Below are 13,993 nucleotides of genomic sequence, written 5' to 3' on the forward strand. Positions count from 1 at the left end.
CGCCGCCGCTGCCGTGAGGGGCGCAAGCTTGTTTTTTTCGTCGCCGCCGTTCAGTAATTTTCCTATCCAACCCATTTTATTCTTCCAGCCCTATCTGCATCACTATCGCGACATCCGCCCCGCGATTTTACTTGATGACAGCCGTGCCGGTGCGGCGGGCGTGACCGGCGTTGTTCATCTGCCGCAAAGTGTTACAGTGGCGCTCTCGCAGCTTCCCTGCTTTGCAAGGTAAATCATGAGCAACATGCTTGCCCAGTACATCACCGCTCAGGCCTGCAACAACGCCTGGGCCAACCACCGCCTGCTGAAGGCTTGCGGACAGCTGAGCCAGGCCGAATTCCAGGCCACGCGCGTCAGTTTTTTCCCCACCATCCAGTCCACCTTGAACCACATCCTCACATGCGACTGGTTTTACCTCGATGCGCTCGAACGCGAGCTGCGCGGTGAAGCGCCGCATGCCGACTGCTATGTCTTCTTTGAAAAAGACGAGCCATTTACCGACTGCGCCACGCTGCAGGCGGCGCAGCGCGCGTCGGACCTGCGCCTGATCGCCCATTGCCGCAGCCTGTGCGACCTTGACCTGGGGCGGCCCGTGACGATATTGCGCGACACGCCGCAAGTCGACACGCGCCAACGCATGCTGGCGCATCTGTTCCAGCACCAGATCCACCACCGGGGGCAAGTGCACGCCATGCTGGCCGGCACGCGCATCGCGCCGCCCCAGCTCGACGAATTCTATTGCGCCGGCGAGGCGGACGAGCGGGCGCAGGATTTTGCGGAGCTGGGCTGGACGGAAGGCGATATCTGGGGCCAGCGCTGAGTCATTCCCCGGCGTGGCAGCAGACGCACAGCTTGTTGCCATCGAGGTCGCGGAAGTAGGCGCCATAGTAATGGGCGTGGTAATCGGGGCGCAAGCCGGGCGGCCCTTCGCACGCGGCGCCCAGCGCCAGCGCAGCTTGGTAGCAGCGGTCCACCTGGGCGCGGCTGGCCGCCAGCAAGGCCGTCATCTGTCCATTGCCGGGCGCGGCCGGCAAGCCGTCATGCGGCGCCGTCAGCACCAACAGGGGGCGCGGCGCCTCGTTCGCCATCCAGCCGGCCCAGGGTTTGGCCGGATCGTGGAATTTCTCGATCAAGCCGAGTTCTCCCAGCAGGGTCGTGTAGAAGACGTAGGCGCGGGAAAAATCGTTGGTGCCGAGGCAAATATGGGACAGCATGCTGCTCCTTGATGAATTCAGGCAGGTGTGCGGCGAAATGCGCCAGCTGATTATAATGGCGCATCGCTTTTTGACACGCTCCCATGCCAGACCTCGACCGCCTTCAGCTACACCCGCCGGCCAGCAGCGACCTTCCCGCCTTGCTGGCCTTTGAACTCGAAAACCGCGCGTATTTTGAAAGCTGGGTCACGGCGCGCGCGCCATCCTACTATCACCAGGAAGCCATCGCCGCCGCCATCGAGCAGGCGCAGCGCGAGCGCCAGCAAGACCTCGCCTACCAGTACCTGGCAAAACTGGACGGGCAAATCATCGGCCGGGTCAACCTGACGGCCGTTACCCGTCCCTATTTCAATAAAGCAACGCTCGGTTACCGCATCGGCGAACGCTTCGGCGGACGCGGCTACGCCACCCGCGTGGTGGCCCTGCTGCTGGAAGAGGCTTTCGGCCCACTGGAACTGTGGCGCCTGGAAGCGACGGCGCGGCCGCAAAACCTGGGCTCGGTCGCCGTCATGCAGCGCAACGGCTTTCACCAGTATGGCCGCTCGGAAAAAGCCATGCGCTTCCAGGATGCCTGGTCGGACTTGCTGTATTTTGAGCGGCGCAACACGCAAGCCATGGCCTGAGATGCCGCATTTTTCCGGCAGCAACGCGACTTTGATACTATCAGGGGCGACTTTGTCGCAGCGCAAAGCCGCACCATGATGGACTGATAACTTCAAGGCTCGGGAATCTTCCCAACCTTGCCAAGTCCAACATGAAACTGCGGCTACGCCTGTTCGAACACGTGCTGGTGGTGCTGGCATTGGCCGTCGTCATCTTTGCCGCCGCCATCGTGCTGGCACGGATGACACAGTGGGCGGAAGCGCGGGAACTGCCCGCCTATCTCGTACAAGGCATGCATCTGGTTGGCAAGGTACTGTTTTTCCTGGACGGCTGCATCGTCATTGCCGTCAGCAGCATCCTGGCCGCCCGGCTGTTCCGCATGCTCACCAAGGAGGATTTATGAACGACTTTCACTACCTGCTGACCCTGCGGCATCCGCGCCGCTTCTGGTGCAGCGCCATCGTCATCGCCGTGGTCTCGGCCATCGTGCTGGGGCCCTGGCTCGACAGCAATCCATGGCTGGTGGCAATCCCCTTCGTGGGCGGCGGCTTGCTGGTGGCGCTCGGCGAGCTGTGGGATGACATGCACGGCAAGCGCCTGCAGAACGGCGACGACACGCATACACCGTGCCAGCCTCGCTGAAACCGGCGTAGTGATGCGTGCACGCAACAGCGGCACGCCGTCGCACGCCCTTGCCGGCCCCATACCAGCCCTCTACCTGTGCATTGGCCGCCGTATTGGCGCCATTTAAGACTGGCTTCAGCCTCGCCGTGCATCGTGAATATATCGCCAGCAGCAATGGCGCCCCCTTCACCATCACGGGCACAGCCCAGCGAAAGAGCCGACATGAGCACATGGATGCGCGCCAACAAAGGTTTTTTGATGTTTCTCCTGCTGTTCGGCGTGTTCCGCACAGCCGTGGCGGACTGGAATCCCATACCGTCGGCGTCGATGCGCCCCAACCTGCTCGAAGGCGATGTGGTCTTCGTCAACCGCCTGGCATTCAACCTGAAAGTACCGCTCACCGATATCGTGCTGCAGCGCCTGGGCGAACCGCAGCGGGGCGACATCGTCACCTTTTCTTCGCCGAAAGACGGCACGCGCTTGATCAAGCGCATCATCGCCCTGCCCGGCGACACGGTGGAAATGCGCAATGAACAGCTGGTCATCAATGGCCAGCCCGCCCAATACACGGCGCTCGATACGGCGCCTGAAACCATCGCCCATGTGGGTCAGCTGACGGCGCAGCGCATCAGCGAACGCAACCAGACCGAGCAGCACCGCATCCAGGTCTTGCCGCAAATCGCCGGCGCGGCCCGCAGCTTTGCGCCCGTGACCGTGCCGGCCGACCATTTCCTCATGCTGGGCGATAATCGCGACAACAGCGCCGACTCGCGCTACTTCGGCTTCGTGCCCCGCGCACTGCTGATCGGCAAGGCCGAACGCATCCTCGTCTCGGCCAATATCCAGGAGCATTGGCAGCCGCGGCTGCAGCGTTTCGGCATGAAGCTCGAATAAACAACGCCCTTGCAACGGCGCCGTGCTTTTCGGTTAGCATGGCGCATCATGCAAAATTTTTCCTCAGCCAGCCAGCAGTCCGCCAGCGACGATCTTGCCCTTGAGCAGCTGGCGCAGTTTCTGCAGCGCCATCCCGACGTGCTGCTGCTGACGGGCGCCGGCATCAGCACGGCGTCCGGCATACCCGACTACCGCGATACGGAAGGCGTGCGGCGCGGCAACGCGCCCGTGCAAGGCCCCGATTTTCGCCGCCAGGAAGCCGTGCGCCGCCGCTACTGGGCGCGCAGCATGGTGGGCTGGCCGACCCTGGCGCGCGCCACGCCCAATCCCGGCCACCTGGCCATCGCCCAACTGGCCCAGCGCCAGAGAATAGGCGGCCTGGTCACGCAAAACGTGGATGGCCTGCATCAGCAAGCCGGCAGCACCGCCGTCACGGAGTTGCACGGCAGCATACATGGCGTCGTGTGCCTCGATTGCCAAAGCCGCCATACGCGCCGCCTGATCCAGGACCAGCTCGAACGCGACAATCCGCAGCTGCTGGGCGCCACGGCCACGCCGGCGCCCGATGGCGACGCCTTGCTGGAACCATCGCAGCTGGCCACCTTCCACGTGCCCGTCTGTCCCCGCTGCGGCGGCACCCTGCAGCCAGACGTGGTGTTTTTCGGCGACGGCGTGCCCGCCGCCTGCGCGGCCGAAGCCGAAAGCAAGATGCACACGGCTAGCGCCCTGCTGGTCGTTGGCTCGTCCGTCATGGTGTATTCGAGCTTTCGCCTGTGCCGCATGGCGGCCGAAACGGGCAAGCCCGTGGCCGCCATCAACCTGGGCAAGACGCGCGCCGACCATTTACTGACCTTCAAGAGCGAAGCGCCGGCACAAGACATCTTGCCTGCATTAGCGGCCATGCTGGGCTGATCCCGTGCCGGCCCTGCGCCGCTCTGGCTATACTGTGGCATTAACGAGGAGAATTCATGCTGGAACTGTTGAGTGAACACGCCTGTTTTGGCGGCGTGCAACGCTTTTATCGCCACGACGCGCAAGCCATCGGCTTGCCCATGCGTTTCTCGGCCTTCATTCCCGACACGGCGCCAGGCGCCACGGTCAGCACCAAGCGCCCCGCCCTGTTTTACCTGGCCGGTCTGACCTGCACGGAAGAAACGTTCATGATCAAGGGCGGCGCCCAGCGCGTGGCGGCCGAGGAAGGCTTGATCCTGATCGCGCCCGACACCAGCCCCCGTGGCGCGAACATCGCGGGCGAAAGCGACTCCTGGGATTTCGGCGTAGGCGCCGGGTTTTACGTGGACGCCACCGAGGCGCCATGGCGCAGCCATTATCGGATGTACAGCTACCTGCTGGAATTGCGCGCGCTGCTGGAACAGGAACTGGCGATCGATGCGCAACGCACGGGCATTTTCGGCCACTCGATGGGCGGCCATGGCGCGCTGGTGCTGGCCTTGCGCAACCCGGAACTGTTCCGCTCCGTCTCCGCCTTCGCCCCCATCGCCGCACCAAGCCAGTGTCCGTGGGGCAAGAAGGCGTTTACGGGCTACCTGGGCAGCGATGCCGCCAGCTGGCAGCCGTACGACGCCAGCGCGCTGATGCGCGGCCAGCAGGGCCAGCCGCCGCTGTTCCCCGAAGGCATCCTGATCGACCAGGGCCTGGCCGACAAATTCCTGCCCGAGCAACTGCACCCCGACATCTTCGAAGCGGCGTGCCGCGACGCCGGCCAGCCACTAAGGCTGCGCCGCCATGCCGGCTACGACCACGGCTATTACTTCATCGCCAGCTTCATGGAAGAGCATGTGCGCTTCCATGCGAGGAATCTGCGCGCCCTTGCCTGATCTATTGATCTACTCTACCGCTACGTGCTGGTATGCCCGTTGAAATGGCGCGTGTACCAGTCCGTTGCCAGCAGGGCCGCCTGGTGGCGCGTGTCGGGGCCGCCGGGGGCGGCGATCTGTTCCAGTTGTTTGTCGCAGCGCAAGGTAGCGAACGCCATGCGGTTCAGGCCTGCCACGTCGGGGTCGCGCCCGCCCACGATCAGCAGCGACGGCACGCGCACGTTTTCCAGCGCCGCCTTGCCGGCCATTTCCACCTGGCCATCGCAGACGGCCAGCGCGGCGATCTCCGCGCTGCGCCAGGCCGCCAGCTGCATCACGACGGCCGCGCTGGTGCCATAGCCGTACAGGCCGCAGGGCAAGCGCCGCGTGGACGGGTCCACTTGCAGCCAGCCCAGGGCTTTTTCCAGTTGGCGCGCCAGCAACACGATATCGCTGCGCACGAAATACGCATGGCCATTGCTGCCGCCGCCAGGCCCGACACCGGCCTGATCGAAGCGCAGGGTGGCGATGCCCGCTCGCAAGAAATCCTGGGAAGTGGCGTGGCTGGAGGCGCCCAGGTAGTCGCTGTCGGCGCCTGCGCCGTGGGCAAACAGGACGATGCCCACCGGCCGCTCGGGCATGTCGAGCACGCCATCCATTTGAAGTTCATCGGCCGTAATGCTGACAAATTGTTCTTGCATGGTTGCCTCCGCAATCGAGCTGGGATCTTGCCGGGCCGGGCACAGCCTGCATGCCCACGGCGGCTAACCTCAGTGTAGCAGCCTGCGCCCATTCACGCGCGGCGCACGTCAAATTCGCCGCGCGTCCGCATCAGACGGCGCCGTGCCGGTCCAACCCCTTCAGCACGGCTTCCGGACGGATCGGCAAATGCCGCACGCGCGAAGCGACGGCGGCAAAGATGGCGTTGCCGATCGCCGGTGCCACGGCCGTCGTGGGCGGTTCGCCCATGCCCGTCGCCGTGTACGTACTGGCAACAAATTCGATATCGAGCTCGGGCACGTCGGCCATGCGCAGCGGCGTGTAGGTATTCAGGTTGGTATCCTTCACTTCGCCGTTCAGGAAAGCCGTGCCCTCATGCAAGGCCATGCTCACGCCCCACAGGGCGCCCCCTTCCGCCTGCGCCAGCGCGCCATCGGGGTCGACGATGCTGCCCGCATCGATCACCATGAACAGCTTTTCGACTTTCACCATGCAAGTACTGCGGTCCACTTTCACTCTAGCAACGCACGCCGTCCAGGTGGGCATGTCGCGTTCCTGGCCGAAGGTGGCGGCGATGCCCAGGCCCGTGTCGGGCGGCATGACCGTGCCCCAGCCGGCCTTGTCCGCCACGCGCTGCAGCACATGGGCCAGGCGCGCGGCGCCGCCGACGGCGTTCGGCGCGCTGCCCGCGTTGCGACCCGCCGCCTGCAGCAGGGATAAACGGAAGGCCAGCGGATCGACCTTGGCCGCCTGCGCCGCCTCGTCCATAAAACTTTCCACCGCCCAATTCGTCCAGCCTGGGCCCACGGAGCGCAGCCAGCCAGGGCGGAAACTGCTATTGGCCAGGTCGTTCGACACGGCCCGCACGCGCTGCGCGCCCACCGAATACCAGTGATCGGCGCCGGCGATGGCAAACGGGTCATACGGATGGCCCTGCTTATCCTTGGCCAGGAAGGCGGGAATCATCGCTTGCGTGGGCCAGCCCGCGCTGGCCTCGTGCACCATGGCCGACACCTTGCCCGCGTCGTCGAACGCCATGCGCACATGCTGCACGGAGGGTGAACGGGGCGAATCGAAACGGGCGTCGTCGGATCGCGTGCAAATCATCTTGACGGGGCGCCCCACGGCTTGCGCCGCCAGCGCGGCCGGCACACAATAATCGCCATTCAGGCGCCGCCCGAAGCCACCGCCGAGCAGATAGGTATGCAGCATGACACGGCTCTCGGGCACCTTCAACGCTTGCGCCAACACGGGCAGGATCAGCGATTGCCATTGATTGCCCGCATGAATGTGCCAGACGCCGTCGATTTCCTGCGCCAGCGCATTGACGGGTTCCAGCTGGAAATGCAACACGGTGCTGGTCGTGTAGTGGCGTTCCAGCTGCAGGCTGGCATCGTTGAACGCTTGCTCCACGCCATCATCATCGACCACGCGGGCACCCAGGCTGGCATCGGCCAGCTGCTTGGTGGCATAGTTGAGGATATCCTGTTCCGCCACGTGGGCCGCCGCGCCGGCCCGCCATTTCACTTGCACCAGGTCGGCCGCGCGCATGGCGGCCGCATAGGTTTCGGCCACCACCATGACCCAGCCGGGCACCGTGCCGCTGGGGTCTTGCAGGGCGAACGAACGCAGGTAGCCCTGCACCTTCTTGGCCGCCGAGTCATCGATGGACACCACTTTCGCGCCGTAGCGCGTGGGCGGGATCTTCGGGCGCGCAAACAGCATGCCCTCGATTTCCGCATCGATGCCATACACGGCCGTGCCATTGATTTTCGCGGGGATATCGAGTGCCTGCACCTGCTGGCCGATCAGGCTGCGCTGCTGCGGCGTCTTGAGCACGATGGCCTTCAATTGCTCGGGCGTGTACTGGCGCGCCAGCTTGCCACGGCGCACGATGTCGCCATAGCTGATCGAGCGCCCACGGCCATGCACGACGCCGAGCCTGGCGTGGCAGGCGGACACGGGCAGGCGCAGCAGGCGCGCGCCTTCTTCCACCAGCGCGAGGCGGCCGGCCGCACCGGCACGGCTGAGCGGGTCGAAATTCTGCCAGACGGACCAGCTGCCGCCCGTCACCATCAGCCCCCATTTCGGGTCCGTGTCCACGTAATGCAGGCGCACTTTGCTCCAGTCCGCTTCCAGCTCCTCGGCCACGATGCGCGCCAGCGCCGTGCCGATGTGCTGGCCCATTTCCGCCTTGGCGATGTTGACGGTGACGATGCCGTCGCGGCCAATCTCAAACCAGATGCTGGGGTCGAACACGGGCGCAACGGTTTGTTTCGACGGCACGGATGCCGCCTTGCCGGCGGCCAGGGAACTGTCAGCGCGCAAGAAGGCCAGGGTAAAACCCGTGCCGGCGGCGGCGATCAGGAAACCGCGCCGGCCCAGCGCGCTGGGACGGGCAGTTGAATTTTCTTTCGGCAACTTAAACACCGGGCGCCTCCTGCATGCCGGCCGCCAGCTTGATGGCCTTGCGGATGCGCACATACGCCATGCAGCGGCACAGATTGCCGCTCATGACGGCATCGATATTCGCGTCCGTCGGCTGCGGATAATCTTTCAACAAGGTAGCCGCCTGCATGATCTGGCCCGACTGGCAATAGCCGCACTGGGGCGCTTGCGTGGCCAGCCACGCCCGCAGCAAAGGGTGCGTGCCATCGGGCGAGAGGCCTTCGATGGTGGTGATGGCGCAGCCGGCCACGGCGGCAATCGGCGTGATGCACGAGCGCATGGCGCGGCTATCCACGTGCACGGTGCAGGCGCCGCACATGCCGATGCCGCAGCCAAACTTCGTGCCTTTTAATTGAACTTCGTCGCGCAGCACCCACAGCAGGGGCGTCTCGGCGTCGGCCTCGGTGCCGAAGGGCTGGCCATTGACAATAAGGTTATACATAAGTGTTATACATAAGTGTTATACATAAGAAACTTTCAAGAATTACTTGCCGGCGCGCGCGCGTGCCACGGCCGCTTCCAGATTCGTCCAGGCCGGCTGGTGGCTGCGGCTGCGGCGCAAATAAGCGGCCAGCTGGGCCACGTCGTTATCCGTCAGCGAGGCGGCAAAGCCGGGCATCAGCACGCCGGGCATGGCGTCATCCTTGCTGATGCCGTGCAATATCACCTGGATCAGGTTGGCGGGATCGGGCGCGCTGACGGCGCTGTTCAAGCTCAGTTCCGGCCGCAGGGCCGCAGGCTTGCCATCGCTGTTCGAATGGCACGACGCGCAGGCGGCCACGTACAGGCTGGCGCCACGGTCGTTGTCGACCAGGCTGACGCGCTGCGAGCGGGCGATGCCAGCTTTCACCACGGTATCGGTATCGACCTGGCGCTGCTCCGCCCCGGCCACGCCGGCAAAATACGTTGCCAGCGCACGGATATCGCTATCGGGCGAAGCGCCCATGCCTTCATGCACGACGGCCGACATGGGCCCGGCCGCCACGCCGTGCAGGGCCGTCGCCCCCGTGCGCAAAAAGGCGTACAGCTCGTCCTGCGTCCACGGCAGGGGTGCCGTATTGGCGCTGGTCAAGGCCGGCGCATACCAGTGGTCGATGGACGCGCCCAGATACGACGAGCCGGCAAGTTCGGCGCCGAGCGCATTGCGCGGCGTGTGGCAGGCGGCGCAATGGGCCAGGCCTTCGGCCAGGTAGCGGCCCCGGTTCCAGTCCAGTCCTTGCGCGGGGTTCAGTTGAAAGCTGGCAGGCTTGAAAAACAGCAGCTTCCAGCCTGCCTGCAAGGGACGCAAGTTCAGGGGGAAAGGCACGCTGTTGGCGGGCGCGGCCGCATACACGGGTGGGCGCGTCATGAAATACGCGTACAGGGCCGTCAGGTCCGCATCCGAGACAAGATTAAAATGGGTGTACGGAAAGACGGGATACAAATGGGCGCCGTCGCGGCCCACGCCTTCGCGCATGGCCCGCTGGAAGGCGGCCAGCGACCAGCGGCCGATGCCCGTTTGCCGGTCGGGCGTGATATTCGTCGCGTAAATCGTGCCGAACGGCGTGGCCAGGCCGTGGCCGCCCGCATACTCGGCGCCGCCCTTGGCCGTGTGGCAGGCGGCGCAATTGCCCATGCCGGCCAGGATGCGCCCACGCTCCACCACTTGCGGAGAAAAGGCCGTGGCGGCAGGCGGATCGATGGGCGCCAGCGCGGGGCGCCAGTAATACAGGTACGCGGCCAGGGCCGCCACGATGAGCAATGCCAGCGACAGCAGCAAGCCGGTGAAGATTTTCTTGAGCAAAACAGGAGTCCGGTAAGAGGCCAGGCACGCGCCTGCCGCGCACGGATGGCGGCAGCAGGGCAGATTGTGGCAATGAATGGGAGAATCTTACCGCGATTGTGACTTGTTGTATGTACGCAATGACACGCAGGTGCTGCCCGCAGGCGGGCTGCGCCTTATAATCAGCGTTTCAGCACGCCGCCGCTCCTTCATGCATACCGTTACCATCATCCTCATCCTCGTGTTGACCGTCGTCCTGTGCGGCTTTCTCGCCCGCTCGCGCTGGGTCAGGCTGCCGCTGCCGCTGATCCAGATCGCCGGCGGCACGGGATTGGCCGTGTTTGGCGTGCAAGTGCCGCTCGATCCCGACATTTTCTTCCTGCTCTTCATTCCGCCGCTGCTGTTTCTCGATGGCTGGCGCATTCCCAAGGGCGCCTTCTTTTCCGACGCGCGCTCGATCCTGATGCTGGCCATCGGCCTCGTGCTGTTTACCGTGCTGGGCATGGGTTTCTTCATCGACTGGCTGATTCCCAGCGTGCCGCTGGCCGTCGCCTTCGCGCTGGGCGCCATCCTGTCGCCGACGGACCCCGTGGCCGTCTCGGCGATTGCCGCCGGCAACCCGATCCCGCCGCGCCTGATGCACATCCTCGAAGGCGAATCCCTGCTCAACGACGCGTCGGGCCTCGTCTGCTTCACGTTTGCCGTGGGCGCCATGATGACGGGCGGCTTTTCCATCGGCGCCGCCTCGCTGAGTTTCCTGCAGGAAGCGGGCGGCGGCATCATCATCGGCCTGGCTATTTCCTGGGGCGTGGGCCTGGCGAATAAATGGCTGGTGAGCAAGGTCGGCGAAGAGCCGGGCCTGCAAATTCTCATCAGCATCCTGATCCCGTTCGCCGCCTACCTGGGCGCCGAACAAATCCACGGTTCCGGCATCCTGGCCGCCGCCACGGCGGGCGTGTCCATGCATTACGCCGACCTGATCGGCCGTCCGCTGGCCGCCACGCGCACCCAGCGCAAGGCCGTGTGGGATACCGTGCAACTGGTCCTGAATGGCGTGATCTTCGTCATGCTGGGCGCGCAACTGCCCACCACCGTTGCCGGCTTGCCGGCCGCCTCGGCCGAAATCGGCGCCGGCAGCGCCTGGAAGCTGCCCCTGTTCGTCATCGCCATCACAGTGGGGCTGACCTTCATGCGCTTCCTGTGGGTCTTCATTTCCATGAAGCTGACCCTGTTCAAGCACCACAAGAAGGTGGCCGGCGAAGCGAAGGACGCGGCGCTGCTGGCCCGTCCCAGCCTGCGCTTGCTGCTGGTGGCGTCGTTCGCGGGCGTGCGCGGCGCGCTGACCCTGGCCGGCATCCTGACCCTGCCCTTGTTCTTGCCCGACGGCACGCGCTTTCCCGCGCGCGACCTCGTCATCTTCCTCGCCATGGGCGTGATTTTATTGTCGCTGCTGCTGGCCAGCGTCACCCTGCCCCTGCTGACCAAGGGCCTCGTGTTCGCGCCGCCGGCGCGCCGCTCGACGGAAGAGCGTAATGCCCGCGCCGCCGCCGCCGAAGCGGCCATCGCGCGGCTGGAAAAAGTGTGCGAAGGCATCGACAAGAATGACAAGCAGCAAGTCGTCACGGAGGCGGCCAACCGCCTGATCGAAGCCTACGGGCGGCGCCTCGCGTATGGTGAAAGCAGCAACGACGAGGCGATGCGGCTGCAGGAACTGGGCAAGGCCGAGCGGGCGCTGCGCCTGGAAGCGCTCAATGCCGAGCGGGACGAACTGTTCCGCCGCCGCATCTCGGGCGAACTGGACGACACCATCCATTTGCGCCTGCTGCGCGAAATCGACTTGCTGGAAGCGACATTGGAAGAATAGCAATACTCTGGCGCAGCATGGCAGTGTTGATAAGTAATTCTCATGGCAAAGAATGCAAGTTTTCACATTCGTGTTTATAATGCAAGGTTTATGGCGTAGCGCCGTGATTTACTTTCAACAGGGACTTCCGTAGAGTCTGTGTTGCTGCGTAACTATTTGAATAGCCCCCGACCTGCATAAAGACACCGACGCCGTGCCCTCCTCTTCCCGCCACCGGCAGCGCCCAGCGCCGCCCGTCCTGCTCGCTGCCGTGCTGCTGGCCTCGCTGCTCGCCTGCGCTGTGCTGGCGCCGCGCGCCGCGTGGGCACAATCGGGCGCGGTGGTGGACGCCAGGCGTCCCGCCGAGGTGGCCCAAGTCCTGTTTGGCATCATCAGCTATGTGCGCTGGCCCGTGGCGCGCCAGGAAGTGCGCGTCTGCATGCTCGGTGCGCCCCGCTACGGCGCGGCCATCGTCGACAAGCCCGCTTCCAGCCTGGGCCAGCGCATCCGCGTGAAAATCCCGGCGGTGGCCAGCACGGCCGGCGAATGCGACGTCGTCTACATGGGCAGCCTGCCCGAGGGCGAACGCGAGCATCTGCTGGCGCAGATCATCGGCAAGCCGATCTTGTCCGTCGCCGAACCGGGCACCTCCTGCACCGTGGGCACCATGTTCTGCCTGCGCCTGAACGAGGCGCAGATCGGTTTTGACGTCAACCTCGACGCCATCGCCCGCAGCGGCCTGCGCGTGCATCCAAACGCCTTGCAAATTGCACGTCGCAAGGGACCGCCGCCATGAGCGCCCGCCTGAACAACAAGCCTGTGCGCCAGCCCCGTCCCACGCTCGACAGCGTGCTGCGGCGCGCCCACCTGAGCGTGTCGCTGATCGCCGTGCTGGCGGCCGGCCTGACCCTGACGGCCGTGGCGCTGCTGGCCCTGCGCGTGTATTCGGACCAGAACCTGCGCCTGGTGGCCCGCTCGATGAGCTACACGGTGGAAGGGGCCGTCGTCTTTGGCGACTCCATGGCCGCCAGGGAAGCGCTGGCCCTGATCGGCGTGAATGAAGATATCGACCAGGCGCAGGTGAGCGACATGGCCGGCAAGGTGCTGGCCCGCTGGGAACGGGGCGAACACGGCACGCGCTACTACATCGAACGCGCGCTGACGGGCTGGATGCTGCCCGATTCGCTGACGTTCCCCATCACGCGCAATGAACAGGCCATCGGCAGCATCAAGCTGGTGCCGCACAGCCGCAGCCTGCTGCCCTTCCTGCTCAGCGGCCTGTCCTGCCTGCTCGCCTGCCTGGTACTGAGCCTGGTCGTCGCCGTGCGCCTGTCGCGCCGCATGGAAACGGAGATCACGTCGCCGCTGCGCCACCTGGCGGAAACGGCGCACCGCGTGCGGCGCGACCGCTCGTTCGAACTGCGCGTGCCGCCGGCCAATATCGCCGAACTGAACCAGATCAATGACGACTTCAACGCCCTGCTCGACGAACTGGAAGCATGGCAAAGCCATCTGCAGAAGGAACACGCCTCGCTGTCGCACCGCGCCAACCACGACAGCCTGACGGGCCTGTCGAACCGCGCCTTCATGGAAGCGGAACTGGAACGCGCCATCCTCGACGCGCGGGTCGGCAATGGCAAGGTGGCCGTGCTGTTCCTCGACAGCGACCGTTTCAAATACATCAACGACACCTTCGGCCACGCCTCGGGCGACCGGGTGCTGGTGACGATCGCCGCGCGCATCAAGCAGCAATTGCGCGAAGGCGACCTGGTGGCGCGCCTGGGCGGCGACGAATTCGCCATCGTGCTCAAGCCGCTGCGCAACAGCAGCGACGCCATGCACATCGCCGACAACATCATCGCCGCCATGGCGCAAGCCATTGAACTGCCCACCGGCAACAGCATCGTCAGCTCGCTGACCATCGGCGTGGCCGTCTTCCCCGATCACGCCATCGATGCCGTCTCGCTGGTCGGCGCGGCGGACGAAGCCATGTACCGCGCCAAGCAGGCGCAGCGCGGCACGCGCCAGGTCGCGCGCCTGCCGCAACCCCATATTCACCCCTGAACCA

General features: G+C 65.1%; 16 protein-coding genes. 11 read left to right on the forward strand and 5 right to left on the reverse strand.

The window, feature by feature from the left end:
• Positions 1 to 28: 28 nt before the first annotated feature.
• Together KO539_RS20880 and KO539_RS20885 are read left to right on the forward strand one after the other, a co-directional pair.
• Entirely contained in the window at positions 29 to 232 is a 204-nt protein-coding gene (locus tag KO539_RS20880; RefSeq protein ID WP_219311402.1) for a hypothetical protein, read from the forward strand.
• Between the two features lie 3 nt (positions 233 to 235).
• Positions 236 to 820 carry a DinB family protein gene (locus KO539_RS20885; protein WP_219311404.1) on the forward strand — a complete coding sequence of 195 codons (585 nt, stop codon included), beginning with the start codon at positions 236 to 238 and terminating at the stop codon, positions 818 to 820.
• Position 821: 1 nt separating this feature from the next.
• Here KO539_RS20885 and KO539_RS20890 read toward each other — a convergent pair whose 3' ends face one another.
• Positions 822 to 1,214 (reverse strand): VOC family protein, encoded by a 393-nt coding sequence (locus KO539_RS20890; RefSeq protein WP_219311406.1) that lies wholly within the window; start codon positions 1,212 to 1,214, stop codon positions 822 to 824.
• An 83-nt stretch (positions 1,215 to 1,297) separates the two neighbouring features.
• Here KO539_RS20890 and KO539_RS20895 point away from each other — a divergent pair, with 83 nt between their 5' ends.
• The 6 genes from KO539_RS20895 (at position 1,298) to fghA (ending at position 5,173) form a co-directional block, all read left to right on the forward strand.
• Complete coding sequence (locus KO539_RS20895) at positions 1,298 to 1,837, forward strand: GNAT family N-acetyltransferase (RefSeq protein ID WP_219311408.1); 540 nt, start codon at positions 1,298 to 1,300, stop codon at positions 1,835 to 1,837.
• Positions 1,838 to 1,968: 131 nt separating this feature from the next.
• Positions 1,969 to 2,220 carry a hypothetical protein gene (locus KO539_RS20900; protein ID WP_035817681.1) on the forward strand — a complete coding sequence of 84 codons (252 nt, stop codon included), beginning with the start codon at positions 1,969 to 1,971 and terminating at the stop codon, positions 2,218 to 2,220.
• Positions 2,217 to 2,459, forward strand: a complete 243-nt coding sequence (locus KO539_RS20905) for a hypothetical protein (RefSeq protein ID WP_035817677.1) — start codon at positions 2,217 to 2,219, stop codon at positions 2,457 to 2,459. Before KO539_RS20900 ends, KO539_RS20905 begins: the two co-directional genes overlap by 4 nt.
• 204 nt (positions 2,460 to 2,663) lie before the next feature.
• Positions 2,664 to 3,335 carry a signal peptidase I gene (gene lepB, locus KO539_RS20910; RefSeq protein WP_070304325.1) on the forward strand — a complete coding sequence of 224 codons (672 nt, stop codon included), beginning with the start codon at positions 2,664 to 2,666 and terminating at the stop codon, positions 3,333 to 3,335.
• A 48-nt stretch (positions 3,336 to 3,383) separates the two neighbouring features.
• A complete protein-coding gene (locus KO539_RS20915; RefSeq protein ID WP_219311410.1) occupies positions 3,384 to 4,247 on the forward strand; it encodes an NAD-dependent protein deacetylase in 864 nt (287 codons plus the stop codon).
• Between the two features lie 56 nt (positions 4,248 to 4,303).
• A complete protein-coding gene (fghA, locus tag KO539_RS20920; protein ID WP_307789188.1) occupies positions 4,304 to 5,173 on the forward strand; it encodes an S-formylglutathione hydrolase in 870 nt (289 codons plus the stop codon).
• A gap of 20 nt (positions 5,174 to 5,193) precedes the next feature.
• Here the strand turns inward: fghA and KO539_RS20925 are convergent, their stop codons facing one another.
• From KO539_RS20925 to KO539_RS20940, 4 genes are all read right to left on the reverse strand, one after another.
• Complete coding sequence (locus KO539_RS20925) at positions 5,194 to 5,853, reverse strand: dienelactone hydrolase family protein (protein WP_219311411.1); 660 nt, start codon at positions 5,851 to 5,853, stop codon at positions 5,194 to 5,196.
• Between the two features lie 130 nt (positions 5,854 to 5,983).
• A complete protein-coding gene (locus tag KO539_RS20930) occupies positions 5,984 to 8,302 on the reverse strand; it encodes a molybdopterin cofactor-binding domain-containing protein (protein ID WP_219311413.1) in 2,319 nt (772 codons plus the stop codon).
• A complete protein-coding gene (locus KO539_RS20935; protein ID WP_219311416.1) occupies positions 8,295 to 8,762 on the reverse strand; it encodes a (2Fe-2S)-binding protein in 468 nt (155 codons plus the stop codon). The genes KO539_RS20930 and KO539_RS20935 overlap by 8 nt, the downstream gene beginning before the upstream one ends.
• A 42-nt stretch (positions 8,763 to 8,804) precedes the next feature.
• On the reverse strand, positions 8,805 to 10,103 hold the full coding sequence (locus tag KO539_RS20940; RefSeq protein WP_219311418.1) for a cytochrome c: 1,299 nt from the start codon (positions 10,101 to 10,103) through the stop codon (positions 8,805 to 8,807).
• Between the two features lie 190 nt (positions 10,104 to 10,293).
• On the opposite strand from KO539_RS20940, the gene KO539_RS20945 reads away from it, so the two are divergent.
• From KO539_RS20945 to KO539_RS20955, 3 genes are all read left to right on the forward strand, one after another.
• Entirely contained in the window at positions 10,294 to 11,946 is a 1,653-nt protein-coding gene (locus KO539_RS20945; RefSeq protein WP_219311420.1) for a Na+/H+ antiporter, read from the forward strand.
• A gap of 193 nt (positions 11,947 to 12,139) precedes the next feature.
• Positions 12,140 to 12,721: a YfiR family protein gene (locus tag KO539_RS20950; protein ID WP_374106472.1), complete on the forward strand. Its 582-nt coding sequence runs from the start codon at positions 12,140 to 12,142 to the stop codon at positions 12,719 to 12,721.
• On the forward strand, positions 12,718 to 13,989 hold the full coding sequence (locus KO539_RS20955; protein WP_219311422.1) for a diguanylate cyclase domain-containing protein: 1,272 nt from the start codon (positions 12,718 to 12,720) through the stop codon (positions 13,987 to 13,989). The genes KO539_RS20950 and KO539_RS20955 overlap by 4 nt, the downstream gene beginning before the upstream one ends.
• The last annotated feature ends 4 nt before the right edge of the window (positions 13,990 to 13,993 follow it).

Origin of the sequence: Janthinobacterium sp. NKUCC06_STL (genome assembly GCF_019345455.1) — a bacterium.
Lineage (GTDB): Bacteria > Pseudomonadota > Gammaproteobacteria > Burkholderiales > Burkholderiaceae_D > Janthinobacterium > Janthinobacterium rivuli.